We start from the raw sequence: 18,711 nt of genomic DNA on the forward strand, positions 1-18,711 counted from the left end.
TTTTGCTCATGAACTTCAAGCCCTGGAAGCTTTCGCTCCTCGCTGTCTTGTCAGTTTACGGCTCTGCCGCTTATGCTCAGGATGTACAAAGTGCCAAGAAGGCCATTGACCTAGAGCGCTATAGCGAAGCCCGTGCTTCGTTGTTGCGTCAAGGACAATCGCCCGAAGCCTTGTTCCAATTGGGCCGCCTGTACCAAATGCGGGATATGCCTGACTCGGCTGCGTTTTACTTCAACCGGATTCCCCTCAACCCCAAAGACGCTACCAGCCTGGTAGCTGCCGGCCGTGCAGCGCTGGCGCAAGGCAAAGCGGCTGAGGCCCAAGTGCAGTTTGACAACGCTGTCAAAGTGACCAAAGGCAAAGATGCCAAGGTGTTGACGATGATCGCGCAGGCGTATGCCGAATCGGACATTAAGGACATCACCAAAGCAGTTGGCTACGTCGACGCGGCCCATAAAGCCAACAAGTTGAAAGACGATGCTGCCCTGATGGTGGCCCGCGGCGATATCTACCAGAAAAGCGAAACCGGCGGTGGTGAAGCGGCTAGCAGCTACGACCGCGCCATTGCCGCTGACCCCAACTACGTGGCGGCCTACGTGCACAAAGGCCAGTTGAACCAGCGCTCGCGCAACTACAACGAAGCCCGCGCCAACTTTGAGAAAGCCATCAGCCTTGATGCCAATTACGCGCCTGCTTATAACGGCTTGGCCGAGACGTATTTTTACGCCGGCAAGTACGACGACGCTCTGGCCCAGTTTCAGAAGTACACCAGCGTTGCTGAAAAGTCACCGACTACGGACGCCAAATATGCTTCGTTCCTGTTCCTGACTAAGAAGTATCCGGAAGCGCTTGCTGAAATTGACAAGGTTTTGGCTCGCGACCCTAACAACGTGACTATGAACCGTTTGCGCATGTACTCGTTGTACGAGACAGGCAAAAACGATGAAGCCGCGGCCGCCATGCAGAAATACATGCAGGTAACCCCACCCGACAAGCTCATTGCGCAGGACTACGTGTACCAAGGCAAAATCCTGTCGAAAAGTGGTAAAGGTGCTGAAGGCATCGCGGCCATTCAGAAAGCCATTCAATTGGACCCGAAGCAAGCCGCTGATCTGCAGAACGACTTGGCTTCGGCGTACTTAGCGCAGAAGGATTATCCGAAAGCCATTTCTACTTACAAGGCCAAGATCGCGCAGAACGGTGGGAAAGCAGAGCTAACGGACCAAGTGCTGCTGGCCCGTGCCTATAGCTTCAACAAGCAATACCAGCAGGCTGACAGCCTTTACAACATCGTACTGACTGCTCGTCCTACTTACACAGCCGGCTACCAGCTACGGGCTCAAAATGCCTATAACCTAGACCCGGACTCTAAGCAAGGCTTAGCTAAGCCTTATTATGAGAAGTATATCGAAAGCGCCAACGCCGCCGATCCGTCTAAGTTCAAGTCGGGTTTGGTAGAAGCTAACGGTTACCTGGGCTACTACTATTACCAGAAAGGCGATAAGGCCGCTGCTGCGCCTTACTACCAGAAGGTACTGGAAATGGATCCCGGCAACGAAAATGCCAAGCGCGTACTTGACTCGATGCGCAAGCCAGCTGCAACCAGCAAGGCACCTGCCAAGAAGAAGTAATCACTTCCTGCTCAGTAAAAAGGCTCGTTACGTATGTAACGAGCCTTTTTTTTGTAACTACTTATTTATCAATCGATTATCTAACTAACGTATTGTTCCCATTTTGCCAGCACAGCTTCAAAGTCGGCTGGCAGTTCGGTTTCAAAATGCATAAACTCGCCGCTTACGGGGTGCACAAAGCCCAAAGATTTAGCGTGCAGGGCTTGGCGGGGCATCACTTCAAAAGCCTTTTCCACAAACGCCTTGTAGGCTCCTACGCGCTGCCCATACACAATCTTATCGCCACCGTAGGTCGCATCCGAAAACAGCGGGTGCCCGATGTGCTTCATGTGAACTCGAATTTGGTGCGTACGCCCAGTTTCGAGATTACACTGAATGAGGGATACATACTGAAATGATCGTAGCACCTTATAGTGCGTAACGGCTTCTTTGCCATGGTCCGCGTCGGGATATACGGCCTGCACCTTGCGGTCTTTGAGGCTACGCCCAATGTGGCCACGCACAGTGCCCTGCGTTTCTTTGGGTACGCCCCACACCAAGGCTAAGTAAGTGCGCTCGATGGTATGGTGGAAGAATTGCTGCGAGAGGTGCGTCATGGCGTACTCAGTCTTGCCAACGACTAACAGGCCCGAAGTGTCTTTGTCAATGCGGTGCACCAAGCCCGGACGGATTTCGCCGTTTCGGTCCGTGGGCAAGTTGCTCAGATGGTAAGCCAACCCGTTTACCAACGTACCGGTCCAATTGCCAAACGCGGGATGTACTACTAGTCCAGCCGGTTTATTAACGAGCAGCAACGACTCATCTTCGTACCGAATATCCAACTCCATCGGCTCGGGCGTCACCTTAAAATCTATCGGCGGCTCCGGCAACGTGATGGTAATCAGGTCAAGGGGCTTGACGCGGTAGTTCGATTTGATGGGGTTACCGTTTACCTGCACCGCCTCCGCCTTGATGGCACTCTGAATTTTGGTGCGCGAGGAATGAGGCAGCCGGTTCATCAGGAATTTGTCGATCCGGAGGAGTTCCTGCTTTTTATTAGCTCGGATGCGGTGGTGCTCATATAGCTCATCACCGCCTTCTTCCTCCTCTTCTTCCTCGGGTAATTCGGGCGATGGCAGGTCTTGATTCGTCATGAATCGGCAAAATGTATGTGGGGTTCAAAATAAGAAAGCCGGAACGTAGGGTTCCGGCTTTCGCACTTCGAAACAAGCAAAAGGGTTGCTTATTTCTTCTTGGTTTTGGTCTTGGAAGCGCCAGCCGGCGTAGCGGCAGGAGCTACGGAAGGAGCAGAAACCTTAGGAGCCGCAGCGGCTGCCCCAGGCGTAATGCCCATTTTCTTCAGCACCAAGTCAGAGATGTCGCCATCTTTCGGGCCGTGCAACAGCACTGGGCTGGCACCGTCCGAATTCAGCACGTACGTGTAGCCATTTTCGGTAGCTACGTCGTCAATGGTCTTCTGCAATTTGTCCAGAGCTGGCTTAAGCAGGGTTTGCTGCTTTTGCTGCAAGGAAGTCTCGGCGTTCTGCTGGAACTCCTGAATCGAGTTCTGCAGGTTTTGCAGTTCTTTTTCTTTGTCAGCCCGCACGACATCCGTCATAGTCGAAGCGCCTTTCTGGTAAGCTTCGCCTTTGGTGCGGTATTCGGTAGCCTTTGTGTCCAGCTGGGTTCTCAATTGGGTGCTATAATCCTTCAGCTGCGACTCAATCTGCTTGCTTTCTGGCATTTGGCTTAAGATGTACTCAACACTGGTATACCCGATTTTCAGGGGTGCCTGCGCTTGAACAGCCGTAGCCGTAGTAAAGAGAAGAGCGGCCGCAGCCAAGACAACGCGAATTTTGTTCATGGTGATCATTAAGGAGAAAGTCAGTTGTTGATGAGGCAAAGTTAGTTTTTTCGGTTAGTTGGTTGCTGGCTGCCTGTATTGGTGCGTACAGGCTGACGCCCAGTAGGGGCATTCTGGTCCGTACCAGTAGCGGCGTCGCCGGCAGGCGTTTGGGGAGTGGTAACGCTGCGCACGGCCCCTTTCTGCCCTGGTTGGTTGCGTTCCTCTGAAGCTAAGCCCAATTCCTCCAGCACAAACTCGGTGTAGTCGTGCGCCGGATTGGTATAAAGCATAGTCAGATCGCCAGCTTTATCGAATACGATGGCCAGCTGCTTTTTCTTAGCCACTTTTTCGATAGCCTCAAACACCTGATCCTGAACGGGTTTCGTCAATTCCTGGCGCTTCTTGAAGAGCTGGCCCTCGAAGCCGAAGATTTTGTTTTGGTAGGCCTTAACTTCTTGCTCCTTCTTCAGAATCTCGTCCTGCCGCTTTTTCTTCATCGGCTCGGTAAGTAACACTTCCTCAGCCTGATAAGTGCGGTACATCTTATCAAGATCCTTTTTCTGGTTTTCGATATCCTTTTGCCAGTTCTGAGAAAGAAGGTTTAGCTCCTGTTGAGCCTGCGCGTAAGCAGGAATTTTGCTCAGCACGAACTCCGAATCTACGTAACCAAACTTCTGCGCGAAGGCTGCCGGCGCGGTTAGCACCGTTAGGAAAGCCACCGACAGCCAGAAAGTTATCTTGTTCATAGCAGTTGAGAAAATCCGGCCTCAGGCTGACCGGGGAGTTATCGTATTTGCTGACCGATGATGAAGTGGAAGTGGCCTTTGGGAGCCACCGCCGGATTAGCTCCAACCGTAGCATTGCCGGGTACGGCAGGTACCGTGTCGAAACCATAACCGTAGTCGAAACCTAGCAAACCAAATGCCGACATGAAAATACGGGCACCTACGCCGGCCGAACGGTACAGTTTGTAAGGATTGTACTGCTTGTAATTGTCGAAAGCATTACCTGCCTCCGCAAAACCCAGAACATAGACGGTCGCAGCCGGGTTCAACGAAACTGGGTAGCGTAGCTCCATTACGTACTTGTTATAGGCTACGCCGCCTGCTGACACCTGCTTGGCAGAAGGAATGGCTTCGGCATCGTTCGGATCACCGTAGCCGCGCAGACCAATGTATTCAGTACCTACAATGAAGTTCTGTGCCCCGCCATAGCCCAAGCCGGAGCCGCCCATTTTGAAGCGCTCGAAAGGTCCGATAGAACGATTTGAATTATAGGAGCCAATAAAGCCAAAATGCGCGCGGGTGTTCAATACCAGCTTGCCAACAACAGGCGTAAACCACGAAGCGTCGAACATCCATTTATGGAATTCTATCCACTCGTTCACGCTTGGATGTGCGCCGGGCAGAATAGAATAAGGCGGCGTCAGGTTGACGCTAAGCGAAAGCGACGAGCCCCGGCGCGTATAAGTCGGGTTGTCGATGCTGTTGCGCGACAACGTGGTGTTAAACGAGATATTTTTGGCATTTCCCGTATTATTCTTGAAAAAGTCACCGCCAATCGGGTACTTCTGCAAAATATACTGAGTAACTGATAATGAGTTACTTAGCGTAAAGTAGTCATCGGGGAAACGCAACTGACGACCAAGGCCAATTGAGGCGCTGTTTGATTTGATGAACGCATCAGACTTAACATCAAACACGCCCGTAGTAGAGTAACGGCTGATGCTCTTGTTCAAGCTGAATGACAAGGAGTTAGGCCGACGCCCGCCTAACCAAGGCTCTGTGAAGGAGAAGGAGTAGGCTTGGTATTGCAAGCCGTTCGCCTGCACGTTCAGCGACAACCGCTGACCATCGCCGGCTGGTACCGGGGTCCAATTGCGTAAACTCCCGGCTTTGCGCAGCGAAAAGTTATTAAACACAAGCCCTACGGTACCAATAAAGCCTTGGTAACCACCCCAGCCGCCCGAAAGGGTAATCTGGTCAGAGGGCTTCTCCACCACGGTGTAGTTGATGTCTACAGTGCCATCAGCAGGGTTAGGCACCGGGTTGATTCCTACTTTCTCTGGGTCGAAATAGCCCAACGTAGCCAACTGCCGTTGCGAACGAATCAGCAGCTCTCGGTTGAAGTTATCGCCAGGCAGCGTTCGGAGTTCGCGGCGTACCACATGGTCGCTGGTTTTAGTATTGCCCGCAATGTTGATTTCTTTGACGCGAGCTTGTACGCCTTCGCTAATGCGCATTTCGATGTCAATCGAGTCGCCCTCTACCTTGGTCTCAACCGGATCGATGGAGAAAAACAGATAGCCATCGTTCATGTAGAGCGAGGTAATATCCTGACCCGTAGGGTTATAGTTCAGGCGCTTGTCCAGGGTTTCCTTGCTGTAGACACTGCCCTCCTTAATGCCCAGCACCGAGGCGAGCGTTTTGTCGTCGTAGAGGTAGTTACCGCTCCACGTAATGTTGCGGAAGTAGTACTTGGGACCTTCATCTACTCGAATACGAAGCGCAAGCCCCTCAGTATCACGCTTTAACGAATCAGATAAGATAACAGCATCCCGGTAGCCCTCGGCATTGTAGAAGTCGAGGAGCTTTTTCTTATCTTCTTCAAACTCAGTCTTTTGAAATTTACCCGAGGTGAGCAGCTTGTACGGCTTCTTTTCCTTGGTCTTCTTGAGTTTGCCCTTAAGCTTACGATCGGAGAAAGCGGTATTGCCTTCGAAAGTGATGTCGTGAATGCGGACTTTGTTGCCTTTGTCGACGTTGATATTCAGCACCACGCTGTTCGATAAAGCTGAATCCGGAGTTTGCGTGATAGTTACCTTGGAATCTAAGAAGCCCTTGTTTGTGTAAAACTTCCGAACCTGAGTCTTGGTGTTATTCAGCAAAGCATCGGTTACTACTTTGCCGCGAATGAGCTTAATCTTATTCTTAAGCTCATCAGCTTGGCCTTTACCAATGCCTGTAAACACAAACTTGGACAAGCGCGGACGCTCCTGCAGGTTGAAATCCAAGAAGATACGCTTGCCTTCCGTACGAACGATGGACACGCTGATATCACCCAAGATGCCCTGATCCCAGAGCTTACGGATTGCCTTGCCAATTTCTTCGCCAGGAACGTTTATCGGATCTCCGATTTTTAAACCCGAGATTCCGATAAGCGTATTAGAGTCCAAGTAACGGGCACCACTGACCGTAATGCCGCCCAACTCATAGTGTTGCGGCTCGGCTTCGGCACCAGCTGCCGGCTTATTTTGCGCCTCAACCTGTCGCGCCGACAAGCTGAACGTCAGCACGACTGCCAGCAGCCAGAAAAATCTATTGCAAGAAGAATTCATTCGAAATAATTACGAGACGGTTATCTGCTCACTGGTTTTGCCAAAGCGCCGTTCCCGACGCTGGTAAGCCTGAATCGCGTCGTAGAAATGCTCACGGCGAAAGTCCGGCCATAGCAAGTCGGTGATATACAATTCGGTGTAGGCAAGCTGCCACAGCAAGAAGTTGCTGATGCGCTGTTCTCCGCTTGTCCGGATAAGCAATTCTGGATCAGGCATTCCGGCGGTAGCCAGGTAGCCTGCTACGGTAGCCTCGTTTACTGCCTCGGGCAATAACCGGCCAGCCGCTACATCTTGGCTAAGTCGCCGAGCCGCCTGGGCCAAGTCCCACCGGCCACTATAGCTCAGCGCCAACACTAATGTCATGCGGGCGCCCTCCTTGGTCAATTCAATAGCTTCGCTCAGTTCACGCTGACACGATGCCGGAAGGCTAGTGATATCGCCAATAGCTTTGAGGTTGATGCTATTTTTAAGCAACGTGGGCGTTTCCTGCCGGATCGTGTGCACCAATAGTTGCATCAAGGCTGAAACCTCGTGCGCAGGTCGTGCCCAGTTTTCGGTTGAAAAGGCATAAAGCGTTAGAAACCGCACACCTAGTTCCGCTGCCGCCTCCACTGTGTCACGCACAGCAGTGATGGCATTCTGGTGACCAAAAATGCGCAATCCACCTTTTTTCTTGGCCCAACGGCCGTTGCCGTCCATTATAACGGCAACATGCGTGGGTATATTTTGGGAATCTATCTCGGACCGGGCGGCCATCGGTACTTTTTGCGTAAAGAGGCCGCAAGTTACGCAAATGGTTGCATTTGGCCCTGATTTGAAGCGCTCTACTTCAAGAGCTTGGGGTTGCGCTTATATTGATCGGGGCAACGAATCTTGAAGAACGTATACGATATGCTCACGCCATTGTAGAAATACCAATCCATGTCGTGCTTATTGGCATAGGTCGCATCCTGATCACTGAGGTGGTCAATCTGATCGGTGAAAGTCTTTCGGGCGCCGGCTTCCAGCCCTAGATTCCAATGTTCGGATAGCCCTATTTTGAAGCCTAAACCCGCTGGCACAGCAAAATTCAAGAGGCTGCCCTGCCGCTTATCGAAACGGCTTTCGGTGGTAGTTTTGGTATAAAATCCTGCCAAGCCCACAAATACGTACGGCGTAAAATGACTTTTATCCTTGCGGTAATGGTAGTCGAAGAAATTATACTCCAATACGCCGGAAAGTTCGAGCAAATGCCCCTTCATGTTGGCATTGCGATAAGTCGACAAAGGTGCCTGCTTGCCATTTATGCCGTTCACATTGGCATCATCTGCTCTAAGAAAGCCACCCGTAAAAGCGCCACGTAGCGTTACAGGTGCTGAAATGTCCTTCCGGTAGAAAACAGTGAGCGCCGGACGGTTATTTTGAAATTGATAGTTGGGAGAGATTTCGCCTTTGTAATTCAGGCCGCCTATTCCAATACCTATCTCACTGGTATTCTGAGCAATAGCGGAAGAGGCAAAAAAAACACTCCCTGCATGCACGAAGCAAGCAAGGAGTGTCAAACGGAGAACCGAATTCGTCATTAGGCTGGCTGATTTGGGTAAATGGCAGCCAGTAAGAACTGGCTAGCGGAATTTAGGGCTTTTAACGCGGGGGGCGAGAATATAGTTAACGTGGATACCCGTAACGATGTACCAGTCTTTTTCATTGCTCTTACCCCGACGCTCGCTTGGACTCGTGAACGAAGCAAAGTCGATGCCTTGGTCTTTTCTTGTGATATCGCGGCCAAAATACTGAGCCAGCGGAGTAGGTAGGTTAGCAGCAGCTGTGTAGTTTTTGCTAACGTCGTCAAGATAATCGGTAAATGTTTTGCGCCAGCCGATTTCTAAAGCAATGTCGAATTGCTTGTTGATTTTGTAGCGTACGCCACCACCAAAAGGAATAGAAAACTGTGTGAGGTTGTAGGTGCCGCCTCCGCCTGCTACACGCTGGCCTTCAGTGCCCAAGGGCTGAAGCGCTACGTATTCGCCTTGGCTGCTAGGCCCATCGCTACCTACTAGACCTTTAGGATTGTGGTGAAATACTGCTACGCCAGCAAATACATAAGGAACCAGGTCTGGACGACGCAGGTAGTTGTTGCGGTTTTCGATCAGATCGAAAATACCTACGGCCGATAACTCAAGGATGTCGTTGCGGAAGTTCATGTTCCGGTTGTAACGGAAACGAGCGTCCGGATCGTTTTGATCAGCAGCTTTAGCATCATCGCCGGTTATACGACCATAGGCGAAATTGGCACGGGCCGAGATACGGGGGGCAAAACGCCGGGTGAAACTTAGACCAATATTGGGGCGGGTAGCGGCAAACCGAAAGCTAGGAATGCTCGGTTTCGGCACAATGTCACCGAAGTAGTTCATTGCGTTCAGGCTGACCCCTACGGAGTTATACTGCTTACGCTTACTGAATTGTTGAGCACTCGCCTCGGTGGCTACCAGCGTTATCGCCAGAAGCAGAGTCAAGATGTGAGCGAAAAGATGCTTCATATTAAGCGAAGGTTAAGGATATCTAGATTCAGAAAGCGATAAAAACCCGTATGGACACGGTCGCAGTCACGCACAAAAGTAGAAGTTGCTGGGAACTTAAAAAATAAATACTTAAAAAAGTCGATGTTCTTATACCGGCAGCCCCGATGGATTTCGCCGGTCTAACCCCCAATTTAGCTTGCTACGAAGCGTACTGAGGAAGTTTACATGGTTGAGCTTAACTAAGCGGGCGTTGAAGGTTTCCCGCCTAACTGCAATTTGCACACTTGCATCAACGGGTACCGAACGCGAGTCCAGCGACAGCAAGAAATTGTTACTCCTACCCTCAATTTCGAAGGAGATCACACTTCGGTCCGACACGATCAGCGGGCGAACGTTCAGATTGTGGGGGCATACGGGAGCGATAATGAAATTGTTTGTTTGGGGCAGCATTACCGGCCCGCCACAGCTCAGAGAATATCCGGTTGAGCCCGTAGGAGTTGCCACGATAAGTCCATCTGCCCAGTACGAATTCAGGTATTCGCCGTCGATGTAAGTGTGCACCACAATCATCGAGGAAGTATCACGCTTCAGAATAGAGAACTCGTTGAGTCCGAAGTTGATGCCTCCAAAAACATCCGGATCGGTATCTACCCGAATTAGGCTGCGCTCTTCGATTACAAAGTGTCCCTTAAATAAGGCATCGAGGGCATGCGAGATGTGACCGGGCGTAATGGTGGCCAGAAAGCCTAGCCGTCCGGCATTGATTCCCAAGATCGGAATCTGTAGGCTGCCGACGTACGTTACTGTATCAAGCAAGGTGCCGTCGCCGCCGATGCTGAGCACAAACTGTACGCCGCGCAGCGAATCGCCGCGCCGAAAGGTACCTGTTCCTTCTGGCAGTCGCAGACGGTTGTCGAGGTAGGTGCGAAACGATTCGGCAATCAGCACTTCCGCCCGCCGCCCGATCAGATCGTCGAGTAAAGTCTGCACAAAAGGCAGCGTTTCTTCATTGAAAGGCTTACCCAGAATGGCGATTTTCATAACGATACGTTTCCGTCAGAAGCAAGTAGCTGCATCAAATGGGGAATTCTGTCCGGAAGAAAAACCCGCGCTGACCGAGGCCATTGAGGGTATATTCCATGGTGAGCACACGGTCGTAGTACGTAACCAAATGCAGGCCTACACCAACTGCTGACAGTAGTTGATTGGGCAAACGGTTATTGGCTGCTACCGAACGGCTAGCTACGTAACCAGCATCAACAAAGGTATTTAAATAAAATACCAGCGGGATGCTGTTGAGTTTAGGATTGTTCAGCCCGCCTAGCTTCAGACGGCCAGCATCCAGCAATCGGTATGATAGGCCCTGCTGCACCAGCCCGTAATGCCGGCCGTTTATTACGTAGCGGTCGTAGCCCCGCACCAAGGCATCGTAGCCAAAGGCGCGGTTGTCGGCGTAGGCCACACGTTCGGCAAAACGTAGCTGGCCCTGCAAGCTGAAGTTGTAGTAAAAATCGCCTCCTAGGGCAAAATACTGGGAATACTGCGCTCGGGCGACCGTAATATTAGGGCTTCCTGAGGTAAGAAAAGCCCGGTATGCTACCCCCACCTGCACGTAGCGCCCCGTAAGCGGATAGGCAAAAGTATTGCGGCGATTAAGAGTGGTGGTAAGGCCAAACTCAACGTATCGGCGTTGGGAAGGACCCAAGAAAAAATCCGGGTTGAGCTTCTGAATTGAATCCGAAATGCGCTCTTGGTGGTACGAAACATCGAAAGCCGTCAGGCGCTGCACGGTGTGCCGCCAGCGCACGCCCGCAGTAACATATTGACGCTCAATAGGATATATATCATGCTCCCGGAAGTTCACCAGTCGGTCGCTGACTACGTCGTAATCGAGGGCGCGGCTGCGGTAATAGGAAACCCCGCCGCCAAACCCAACGCGCCGGCGACGACCGTAGCCAGGAGCCTCGTAAAAGAGTTCGTATTTTTTGTTGAAGCCGAGCTGTAGGTTGGCGGTAACTTGCTCGTTGCGGCCGCGAAAGTTGCTGCGCACGACGTGCAGACCGTAATCGACGCGTTGCCAGCGATCGCGCCGGTCGAGCCAAGAGCGGAAGTTGCGGTCGGCCAACGAAAAGATAGGGACTGGAAACAGATACCAACGCTCCTGCACGCCAAACAGGATGGTGATGTCGCCGTTGCGGCACACCGTCTGAATCCCGACTGAGTGGAAAAGTTGCAGGTTGAAAATCCGACGGCGGTTGGCTTCTAGGCGCTTGGCCAGAGAGGTTGCCGGCAGCGTGTCGCCTTCGTGAATATCGAGTTCGGCGCGCAACACGCGCTCTTTGGTTACCTCATTTCCTACAAACAGAATGGTGGCCACCCGCAGCGTCGCGTATTCTGGGCACTGCGCCCGAACCAAACTGTCGAGAGATGAAACTCTGAGAGTATCCGTAGAAGCCGCCTTCGGGGCCGGCAGACAGCTCAGCAGTACGGAAAGTAAACAAACAAGCACTTAGGGAGGAGTTATGGCGGATAGATGCTGAGCCAGTGAATTGAGGTGAGCTTCAATTAGCAATCCGGAACTCAACATTCAAAATTCATAACACCTTTATTATCAAAGACTTAGATACTTAAGAAGCGCATCAAACCGCTCCTGCTCATTCTCGCTGATTTCGCCCGCTCCGGCAAATTGCGCTGTGATTACATAGCCAAATCGCTCGAGCGTGGCGATGATGCGGGTCAGGTTGGCCGTGTTGAGCTTAAGCGTGAGCCGGATTTTGTAAGGATCGTTTTCGTCCTGCGCGACGTGGGAGCTCAGGATTTTGGCGTTGTTTTCTTCGACGTACCGGCTGATCTGCGTCAGGGAGTAATCGCGCTCGTCCATTGAAAGGACGAGGATGCCTCCCTGCCCAGCCCCGATGGTCAATTGCCCAAACGCGGCAATGGTGTCGCCTACGGTCACGACTCCCATATACTCGTGCTGATCGTCGAGCACGGGCACCAGTTGCAATTTGTTTTGGATCGCCATCTCCATCACGCTGTAAAAATGCTGGTCGCGCTGCACATGCACGTTGGCGTAGCCGAAAGGCACGGCAGCCAGCAGTTGGGTAGAATTCTCGTAATCCAGCAGATCGCTTTCCGTAATCAGGCCGCGATATTGGCGGTTTTCGAGCACGGGAAGCTGGCCGACGTGAAATTCTCCAAGCCACTTCGCCGCCTTCCCGGCCGAATCCGAGACCTTGAGCGGCGGTATCATTTGATTTATCAATTCTTCGGCAATCATCGATGCAGCAGCGAAAAGCGGGAGAAAGGTGAAGGGCATTACAGCGGACGAACCCCCTCAATAAGCCTTGAATATAGGACAATGTTCAACGCGGCGTAACAATACCCTGTTCTTTCTTCGGCGACTATCGGCTAATGGCTTGTTCGGTGGGTTGCTGAAGAAACTGTCGGAGTAGGCCATTAAATTCCTTCGGGCGCTCCATCATGGGGGCATGGCAACAATGGTCGAGGAAGCGCAACTCGGAATGTGGGATGAGCCGGTGAAACTCGTGCGCTACTAGGGGCGGCGTAATCGTATCGTTTAGGCCCCACACGAGCAAGGTGGGGGCTTTTATTTTACCCAGCTCCTTGCTCAGATTATGCCGTTGTGCCGAACGAGCTATCGCAATGATACGCAGGCACTTAGCATTCGAGTTAGTAACGTTGAATACTTCGTCTACCAGCTCTTTGGTGGCCACAGCCGGATCGTAGAAGGTGTAAGCAACTTTTTCCTGCACGTAGGCATAATTGCCGCGCTTGGGGAAGGAGCCGCCCATGGAGTCTTCAAACAGGCCGCTGCTGCCCGTGAGCACCAGCCGCGCTACCCGCTCGGGATTGCGCAGGGTATACACAAGCGCCACATGGCCGCCCAGCGAATTGCCCAACACGGTAGCCGGCTCCGTCAGGCCAAGCTCGGCGAGGAAGTCTTCCACAAAATTTACCAGCCCCGGCACGCCGGCTTTGGTGAGGGGCATATCGTAAATGGGCAACAGCGGGATAATGACGCGGTAATCGTTCTGAAATTCCTCGACTACGTCCTGCCAGTTGCTCAGGGCGCCGAACAGGCCGTGCAGGAGCAGCAACACGTCGCCGGTGCCCTCGTCCACGTACTCAAATCCGTTTCGTTCCTTAATCAGCAAATCCATATGTTCAGGGGCGGACGGGCGCCAGATTGAGCGGCAACCCCTCCTGTGCAATGATACAACACTTGACCCAATTGCCCAGAATGGCGAGCCCGTGGGTCGTGAGCAGGGCTTCGGGGTGAAATTGAACACCGTACAGCGGTAAGCTACGGTGCCGGAAGGCCATGAGTTCGCGGTGGTCGTCGGCGGTGTGTGCCAACGGCACTAGGTGCGCCGGCAACTCTTTGAGTACCAAAGAGTGATACCGGGTAACCGAAAGTTGCATGGGCAGGCCCGCGAACAGCGTTTCATCGGGCACTGACTCTATCTCCGAGACTTTTCCGTGCATCGGCCGCGCCGCCCGCGTAAGCCGCGCCCCGAAGAACTCGCCCAACGCCTGATGCCCCAAGCACACGCCCAGAATAGGTACCCGGCGGTGATATTCGGCGATGGCGGCAGGCATCACACCGGCGTCGGCGGGATGGCCGGGCCCAGGCGAAAGTACCAGCGCGTCAAATGATTGCGCTTGTAGTTCGGCTAGCGGCACATCGTTGCGCAGCACATGTACCGTCGCGCCGAGCTGCCGGAAGTAGTCAAGCAGGTTGTAGGTAAACGAATCGAAGTTATCGAGCAGCAGAATTTGCACGAGCTAGGCAAACGAGAATTGCAGACGCAAACGGCACCAGAGATACAATATATAACTAAATGACAATCAGATAGTTATATAAGTATCAAAATACCCCGCGCAGTTTGTTTAATAGGGTGCCCGCGAACGGCAATACGAAACCAACCACGCCGAGGGCAAACGGAGTGGCTTGCTGTACCACCGGCAACACCTGCGACTCTGCAACCAGCGAAGGCGAAAGTAGTTTCAAACCCGCCAAACCCAGTCCGTGCAGCAACAAGCTCAGGCCGAGCACCCACTTCACAACTCCCGCCGCGCCACCCAGCACATTATCGAGCACGCCCAGCGGCGTGAGGTGCACGGCCGTTTTCAAAAAGCCGCCTAGTAAATGTACGCCCCAGACAATAAGGGCGAAAACCAAGACGAACGACACCAGTGGCAACGCCCCAAAGGCGTCGCCCACGTAGTGTCGCACCAACGGAATAGCGTCGTTGAGCAGCATCAGGCCGCCCACTACCCCCAACACAAAAGCCAGCAACGAGGCTACTTCCAGCACCAAACCGCGCCGAAAACCTTTGACGGCACCAACGCCCAGCGGCAATAAAAGCAGGATATCAAAGCCGGACATTTTTCTGGGCAGAGCGAAGAACAAGGAATAAAGAATTGTGTAGATGCCACGCATCCTCGTTCTTCATTCCTTATTCTTTCTTCGTTTATAAGTTGGTGTTATTCAGCAAGTTACTTACCACTTGCGAAATCATGCGGCCGTCGGCCTGGCCGGAAAGCTCGCGAGCAGCTACGCCCATTACTTTGCCCATGTCGGAAGGGCCGGTAGCCCCTACTCGCTGAACGATTTCAACCAGTTTTTCGATCAGATCGGCTTCGGAGAGCTGCTGGGGCAAGTACTCCTCAATGATGGCCAACTCGGCTAGCTCAGTTTCTTCCAGGTCGGAGCGAAATTGCTTTTGGTAGGTTTCGGCGGCTTCGCGGCGCTGTTTGGCGGCTTTGGTCAGGAGCTTGATTTCGGCGTCGGGCGTGAGGGCCGCGCCGTGCGCGCCTTCGGCGGTTTCGGCCAGCAAAATCTGCGATTTGATGCTGCGCAAGGCTTGCAGACGGATCTTGTCTTTAGCCAGCATGGCCTTTTTGATATCAGCGTCGATGGTTTCTTTCAGGGCCATTGGGAAAGGAAATGGAGCGTGGGAAGGAAGGATGGCAAGGCCGCAATGCGCAAGCCACCTGGGCTCGTATATAGCCACTGTTACCGATATTTGTTTTACTAGCTGAGCCTACTCAGCGACTGCAACGTAATCAGCGGCAAACAGCGATCCATGACGAAACTAAGCGTAAACATAAATAAAATAGCCACGCTGCGGAATGCGCGCGGCCACAACCGCCCCGACCTGCTGCAGGTAGCCCTTGACTGTGAGCGCTTTGGCGCGCAAGGCATTACGGTGCATCCGCGGCCTGACGAACGCCACATTCGCTACCAAGACGTGCGCGACCTCAAGAAGATCGTGACCACCGAGCTTAACGTGGAAGGTAATCCGACCCCCGACTTTCTGGCCTTGGTACACGAAGTTCGGCCCGAGCAGGTGACCTTGGTGCCCGATGCGCCCGATGCCATCACCTCCAACGCCGGTTGGGATACGATTGAGCACCAAATTTATTTGCTGGGTGTTGTGACGGAGCTAAAGGCCATCGGCTGCCGGGTTTCCATCTTTCTCGATCCCGATCTGGCGATGGTGAAAGCCGCGTTGGCGACGGGCACCGACCGAATCGAGCTCTACACCGAAGCCTATGCGCAGCAATACGCCCAAAACCCCGCAGCGGCCCTCGCGCCGTACCGTGCGGCGGCCGAGCTGGCCAAAGAGCTAGGCATTGGACTGAATGCAGGCCATGATCTTGATTTAGAGAACCTTGCGTATCTACACCAGAATTTACCCGGCCTAGAAGAAGTAAGCATCGGGCACGCGCTCATCTGCGATGCGTTGTACCTAGGGCTTGAGAATACAATTCAGCTGTACCGCCGGCAATTACAATAACCCTCACGTTCCTTTATGCCTCGTCTCGCCCTCCCCGACTTTCTAACCGGCCCTACCGAAGCGCCCATCCTGGATGCGCGAGCGCCGGTGGAATATGCGCAGGGCCACATACCGGGGGCAGTCAGCTTTCCGCTGTTCTCTGACGAGGAAAGAGCCCGCATTGGCACTACTTACAAGCAAGTAAGCAAGGACAAAGCCGTGCTACTGGGCCTCGATTTCTTCGGCCCTAAGATGAGCCGAATGGTAAAACAGGCGCAAAAAATCGCCCCCGACAAGCAGGTGCGGTTGCATTGCTGGCGCGGCGGCATGCGCAGCGGTGCTGTGCAGTGGCTCCTGGAACTAGCTGGTTTTCAGGTTTCTCTGCTCGACAAAGGCTACAAAGAATATCGGCACTGGGCACTGGCGCAGTTTGCGCAGCCTCGCTCCATGCTGGTGCTGGGCGGCCTGACGGGTTCGGGCAAAACCGATGTATTGCACGAACTGATCCGCCAAGGCGAATCGGTGATTGATCTGGAAGGCATTGCCCACCACAAAGGATCTTCGTTTGGGGCCATTGGGTTGCCTCCGCAGCCCACGCCCGAGCAGTTTGAAAATAACCTTGCCTGGGAGTTGGACCGGTTACCGGCGCAGGCCGTGTCGTGGGTGGAAGACGAAAGCATTGCCATCGGGGCGGTGCCGGTGCCAAAACCCTTTTTCACTCAGATGCAGCAAGCGCCGTTGGTTGTGCTGGAAGTGCCACGCACGGCCCGAACACGCAAGCTGGCCGTAGAATATGGCAGCCAAGATCCGCAGCTACTCGGCGAAGCCATTCAGCGCATCAGCAAGCGCTTGGGCGGTTTGGCCACGAAAGAAGCACTGGCCGCTTGTGAGGTAGGCGACATGGAAAAAATGGTCGACATCGCGCTTAGCTATTACGACAAAACCTACGGCTACGGCCTCACTGTCAAGCAAAACGTGCGCGTGGTGCGCGTACCCACCGACTCGACCGATGCCGCAGAAAACGCCGCGCGGGTGCTGTCGGCGGCGCGGCAGGCAGGGTTGTACGCGCTGGCCAAAACCCCGCTCGTTGGCGATGCCCCTCTCCTATCCTAAGCTGCGCGTAGCCCGCCCCACCGATAACATATTGCTAATCAAGCAGTTCTATTGCGATGGATTGGGCTTGCAGGTTCTCAGCTCCTTCACCGACCATCAAGGCTTCGATGGCGTAATGCTGGGCCATCCGCAAGCGCCTTACCACCTGGAGTTTACGCATCAGCAGGGGCACCGGGCGGGCCGGGCTCCTACTGCCGATAACCTGCTCGTTTTTTATTTACCGCACGCTGTCGAGTGGCAGGCGGCCGTACAACGCATGTTGGACCACGGATATGCTGCCGTGCCCGCCTACAATCCTTATTGGGACGAGCGCGGGCGCACGTTCGAAGATCCTGACGGGTACCGCGTAGTTTTGCAACAAGCCGCTTGGGACCTTTAAGGGCTTACGTGGTTGTTCTCTGATATACCTAGCCAAAAAGCCTTCTGATGCCTTCTCAAATTCCCGCTTCCGAAACCTCGATCGAACAAGTTCGCCTCACGCAGTATAGCCACGGGGCTGGCTGCGGCTGCAAAATCGCGCCGAAGGTCCTGGACCAAATCCTGCACACCAGCATTCCCCAGCCCCACGACGATAAGTTGCTGGTTGGCAACAGCTCCCGCGACGACGCAGCGGTTTACGACATCGGCGGCGGACAGGCCCTGATCAGCACGACCGACTTTTTCATGCCCATCGTCGACGACGCCTACGACTTCGGACGCATTGCCTCGGCCAACGCCATTTCCGACGTGTACGCCATGGGCGGGCGTCCCGTGATGGCCATTGCCATTCTGGGGTGGCCCATCGATAAGCTGGCGCCCGAAGTGGCCCGCCGGGTCATCGAAGGCAGCCGCAGCATTTGCCTTGAAGCCGGCATTCCGCTGGCGGGCGGCCACAGCATCGACTCGCCGGAACCCATTTTTGGCCTCGCTGTGACCGGCATGCTCGACATCAAAAACCTTAAGCAAAATGACACCGCCACAGCCGGTTGCGAGCTGTATTTGACCAAGCCGCTAGGCGTGGGAATGCTTACCACAGCCCAGAAACGCGAGATTTTGCAGGACGAGCACGCCCACCTTGCCCCTCAGCAAATGATGCAGCTCAACAAAATTGGGGCAGAGCTAGGCCAGCTGGAAGCCGTGCGCGCCATGACCGACGTTACGGGCTTTGGTTTGCTAGGTCACCTTTCGGAAGTGTGCGAAGGCAGCAACCTGACGGCCGAAATCGACTTCGGCAAAGTGCCCCTGATTGCCGAAGCCGAAACCTATCGTTTGCAAAAGGCCATTCCGGGCGGCACGGTGCGCAACTGGGCCAGCTATCATCACAAAATCGGGGAACTGACCGACGAGCAGCGCGAGTGGCTCTGCGACCCCCAAACTTCGGGAGGCTTGCTGGTGTGCGTCGATCCGGCAGGCCGTGCCGAAGTGCAAGCCATCTTCCATCGCTACAATCTTGATCTGCAACCTTTTGGCGTATTGCGCGAGCACCACATCGACGAGCCCTGGATTCAGGTTCGCTAAC

At 53.7% G+C, this 18,711-nt stretch carries 19 protein-coding genes; 5 read left to right on the top strand and 14 right to left on the bottom strand.

Annotated features, from left to right (window positions below; translation table 11 throughout):
- The first annotated feature begins 8 nt into the window (after positions 1-8).
- Positions 9-1,631 (top strand): tetratricopeptide repeat protein, encoded by a 1,623-nt coding sequence (locus tag H9I52_RS17015; RefSeq protein ID WP_139514912.1) that lies wholly within the window; start codon positions 9-11, stop codon positions 1,629-1,631.
- Between the two features lie 80 nt (positions 1,632-1,711).
- Here the strand turns inward: H9I52_RS17015 and H9I52_RS17020 are convergent, their stop codons facing one another.
- The 14 genes from H9I52_RS17020 to H9I52_RS17085 all read right to left on the bottom strand — a co-directional run bounded on the left by H9I52_RS17020 (position 1,712) and on the right by H9I52_RS17085 (position 15,257).
- Positions 1,712-2,764 carry an RluA family pseudouridine synthase gene (locus tag H9I52_RS17020; protein ID WP_187454873.1) on the bottom strand — a complete coding sequence of 351 codons (1,053 nt, stop codon included), beginning with the start codon at positions 2,762-2,764 and terminating at the stop codon, positions 1,712-1,714.
- Positions 2,765-2,853: 89 nt separating this feature from the next.
- Positions 2,854-3,474, bottom strand: a complete 621-nt coding sequence (locus tag H9I52_RS17025) for an OmpH family outer membrane protein (RefSeq protein ID WP_139514914.1) — start codon at positions 3,472-3,474, stop codon at positions 2,854-2,856.
- Positions 3,475-3,515: 41 nt separating this feature from the next.
- Entirely contained in the window at positions 3,516-4,202 is a 687-nt protein-coding gene (locus tag H9I52_RS17030) for an OmpH family outer membrane protein (RefSeq protein ID WP_187454874.1), read from the bottom strand.
- Positions 4,203-4,240: 38 nt separating this feature from the next.
- Positions 4,241-6,793, bottom strand: coding sequence for an outer membrane protein assembly factor BamA (bamA, locus tag H9I52_RS17035; protein ID WP_187454875.1), 2,553 nt, complete (start codon positions 6,791-6,793; stop codon positions 4,241-4,243).
- A 9-nt stretch (positions 6,794-6,802) separates the two neighbouring features.
- The gene (locus H9I52_RS17040) at positions 6,803-7,549 is read right to left on the bottom strand and encodes an isoprenyl transferase (protein ID WP_139514917.1); all 747 of its coding nucleotides are present in this window, start codon (positions 7,547-7,549) and stop codon (positions 6,803-6,805) included.
- Between the two features lie 68 nt (positions 7,550-7,617).
- The gene (locus H9I52_RS17045; protein WP_139514918.1) at positions 7,618-8,355 is read right to left on the bottom strand and encodes a DUF6089 family protein; all 738 of its coding nucleotides are present in this window, start codon (positions 8,353-8,355) and stop codon (positions 7,618-7,620) included.
- Positions 8,356-8,397: 42 nt separating this feature from the next.
- Positions 8,398-9,312 (bottom strand): DUF6089 family protein, encoded by a 915-nt coding sequence (locus H9I52_RS17050; protein ID WP_139514919.1) that lies wholly within the window; start codon positions 9,310-9,312, stop codon positions 8,398-8,400.
- A gap of 129 nt (positions 9,313-9,441) precedes the next feature.
- A complete protein-coding gene (locus H9I52_RS17055) occupies positions 9,442-10,335 on the bottom strand; it encodes an NAD kinase (protein ID WP_139514920.1) in 894 nt (297 codons plus the stop codon).
- A gap of 34 nt (positions 10,336-10,369) precedes the next feature.
- The gene (locus H9I52_RS17060; protein ID WP_187454876.1) at positions 10,370-11,710 is read right to left on the bottom strand and encodes a BamA/TamA family outer membrane protein; all 1,341 of its coding nucleotides are present in this window, start codon (positions 11,708-11,710) and stop codon (positions 10,370-10,372) included.
- 195 nt (positions 11,711-11,905) lie between these two features.
- Positions 11,906-12,613 (bottom strand): CBS domain-containing protein, encoded by a 708-nt coding sequence (locus H9I52_RS17065; RefSeq protein WP_262386122.1) that lies wholly within the window; start codon positions 12,611-12,613, stop codon positions 11,906-11,908.
- Positions 12,614-12,698: 85 nt separating this feature from the next.
- Positions 12,699-13,478, bottom strand: coding sequence for an alpha/beta fold hydrolase (locus tag H9I52_RS17070; RefSeq protein WP_187454877.1), 780 nt, complete (start codon positions 13,476-13,478; stop codon positions 12,699-12,701).
- A gap of 4 nt (positions 13,479-13,482) precedes the next feature.
- A complete protein-coding gene (locus H9I52_RS17075; protein WP_187454878.1) occupies positions 13,483-14,100 on the bottom strand; it encodes an anthranilate synthase component II in 618 nt (205 codons plus the stop codon).
- 85 nt (positions 14,101-14,185) lie between these two features.
- On the bottom strand, positions 14,186-14,707 hold the full coding sequence (locus tag H9I52_RS17080; RefSeq protein WP_139514924.1) for a CvpA family protein: 522 nt from the start codon (positions 14,705-14,707) through the stop codon (positions 14,186-14,188).
- 85 nt (positions 14,708-14,792) lie between these two features.
- The gene (locus tag H9I52_RS17085) at positions 14,793-15,257 is read right to left on the bottom strand and encodes a GatB/YqeY domain-containing protein (protein WP_139514925.1); all 465 of its coding nucleotides are present in this window, start codon (positions 15,255-15,257) and stop codon (positions 14,793-14,795) included.
- 150 nt (positions 15,258-15,407) lie between these two features.
- Here H9I52_RS17085 and H9I52_RS17090 point away from each other — a divergent pair, with 150 nt between their 5' ends.
- The 4 genes from H9I52_RS17090 to selD are packed head-to-tail and all read left to right on the top strand — an operon-like array spanning position 15,408 to position 18,710.
- Positions 15,408-16,121, top strand: coding sequence for a pyridoxine 5'-phosphate synthase (locus H9I52_RS17090; RefSeq protein WP_139514926.1), 714 nt, complete (start codon positions 15,408-15,410; stop codon positions 16,119-16,121).
- Between the two features lie 15 nt (positions 16,122-16,136).
- Positions 16,137-17,213, top strand: coding sequence for a tRNA 2-selenouridine(34) synthase MnmH (gene mnmH / locus H9I52_RS17095; protein ID WP_187454879.1), 1,077 nt, complete (start codon positions 16,137-16,139; stop codon positions 17,211-17,213).
- Entirely contained in the window at positions 17,194-17,592 is a 399-nt protein-coding gene (locus H9I52_RS17100; RefSeq protein WP_187454880.1) for a VOC family protein, read from the top strand. The genes mnmH and H9I52_RS17100 overlap by 20 nt, the downstream gene beginning before the upstream one ends.
- A gap of 47 nt (positions 17,593-17,639) precedes the next feature.
- Positions 17,640-18,710: a selenide, water dikinase SelD gene (selD, locus tag H9I52_RS17105; RefSeq protein WP_187454881.1), complete on the top strand. Its 1,071-nt coding sequence runs from the start codon at positions 17,640-17,642 to the stop codon at positions 18,708-18,710.
- The last annotated feature ends 1 nt before the right edge of the window (position 18,711 follow it).

It is taken from the genome of Hymenobacter sp. BT491 (genome assembly GCF_014349165.1).
Lineage (GTDB): Bacteria > Bacteroidota > Bacteroidia > Cytophagales > Hymenobacteraceae > Hymenobacter > Hymenobacter jejuensis.

What these genes read in the sequence shown, in the direction of transcription:
- H9I52_RS17080 (WP_139514924.1), bottom strand. Translation starts at nt 14,707, where the DNA reads ATGTCCGGCTTTGATATCCTGCTTTTATTGCCGCTGGGCGTTGGTGCC.
- H9I52_RS17070 (WP_187454877.1), bottom strand. Translation starts at nt 13,478, where the DNA reads ATGGATTTGCTGATTAAGGAACGAAACGGATTTGAGTACGTGGACGAG.
- H9I52_RS17050 (WP_139514919.1), bottom strand. Translation starts at nt 9,312, where the DNA reads ATGAAGCATCTTTTCGCTCACATCTTGACTCTGCTTCTGGCGATAACG.
- H9I52_RS17090 (WP_139514926.1), top strand. Translation starts at nt 15,408, where the DNA reads ATGACGAAACTAAGCGTAAACATAAATAAAATAGCCACGCTGCGGAAT.
- H9I52_RS17025 (WP_139514914.1), bottom strand. Translation starts at nt 3,474, where the DNA reads ATGAACAAAATTCGCGTTGTCTTGGCTGCGGCCGCTCTTCTCTTTACT.
- selD (WP_187454881.1), top strand. Translation starts at nt 17,640, where the DNA reads ATGCCTTCTCAAATTCCCGCTTCCGAAACCTCGATCGAACAAGTTCGC.
- H9I52_RS17065 (WP_262386122.1), bottom strand. Translation starts at nt 12,613, where the DNA reads ATGCCCTTCACCTTTCTCCCGCTTTTCGCTGCTGCATCGATGATTGCC.
- H9I52_RS17100 (WP_187454880.1), top strand. Translation starts at nt 17,194, where the DNA reads ATGCCCCTCTCCTATCCTAAGCTGCGCGTAGCCCGCCCCACCGATAAC.
- H9I52_RS17045 (WP_139514918.1), bottom strand. Translation starts at nt 8,355, where the DNA reads ATGACGAATTCGGTTCTCCGTTTGACACTCCTTGCTTGCTTCGTGCAT.
- mnmH (WP_187454879.1), top strand. Translation starts at nt 16,137, where the DNA reads ATGCCTCGTCTCGCCCTCCCCGACTTTCTAACCGGCCCTACCGAAGCG.
- bamA (WP_187454875.1), bottom strand. Translation starts at nt 6,793, where the DNA reads ATGAATTCTTCTTGCAATAGATTTTTCTGGCTGCTGGCAGTCGTGCTG.
- H9I52_RS17030 (WP_187454874.1), bottom strand. Translation starts at nt 4,202, where the DNA reads ATGAACAAGATAACTTTCTGGCTGTCGGTGGCTTTCCTAACGGTGCTA.
- H9I52_RS17040 (WP_139514917.1), bottom strand. Translation starts at nt 7,549, where the DNA reads ATGGCCGCCCGGTCCGAGATAGATTCCCAAAATATACCCACGCATGTT.
- H9I52_RS17085 (WP_139514925.1), bottom strand. Translation starts at nt 15,257, where the DNA reads ATGGCCCTGAAAGAAACCATCGACGCTGATATCAAAAAGGCCATGCTG.
- H9I52_RS17055 (WP_139514920.1), bottom strand. Translation starts at nt 10,335, where the DNA reads ATGAAAATCGCCATTCTGGGTAAGCCTTTCAATGAAGAAACGCTGCCT.
- H9I52_RS17020 (WP_187454873.1), bottom strand. Translation starts at nt 2,764, where the DNA reads ATGACGAATCAAGACCTGCCATCGCCCGAATTACCCGAGGAAGAAGAG.
- H9I52_RS17015 (WP_139514912.1), top strand. Translation starts at nt 9, where the DNA reads ATGAACTTCAAGCCCTGGAAGCTTTCGCTCCTCGCTGTCTTGTCAGTT.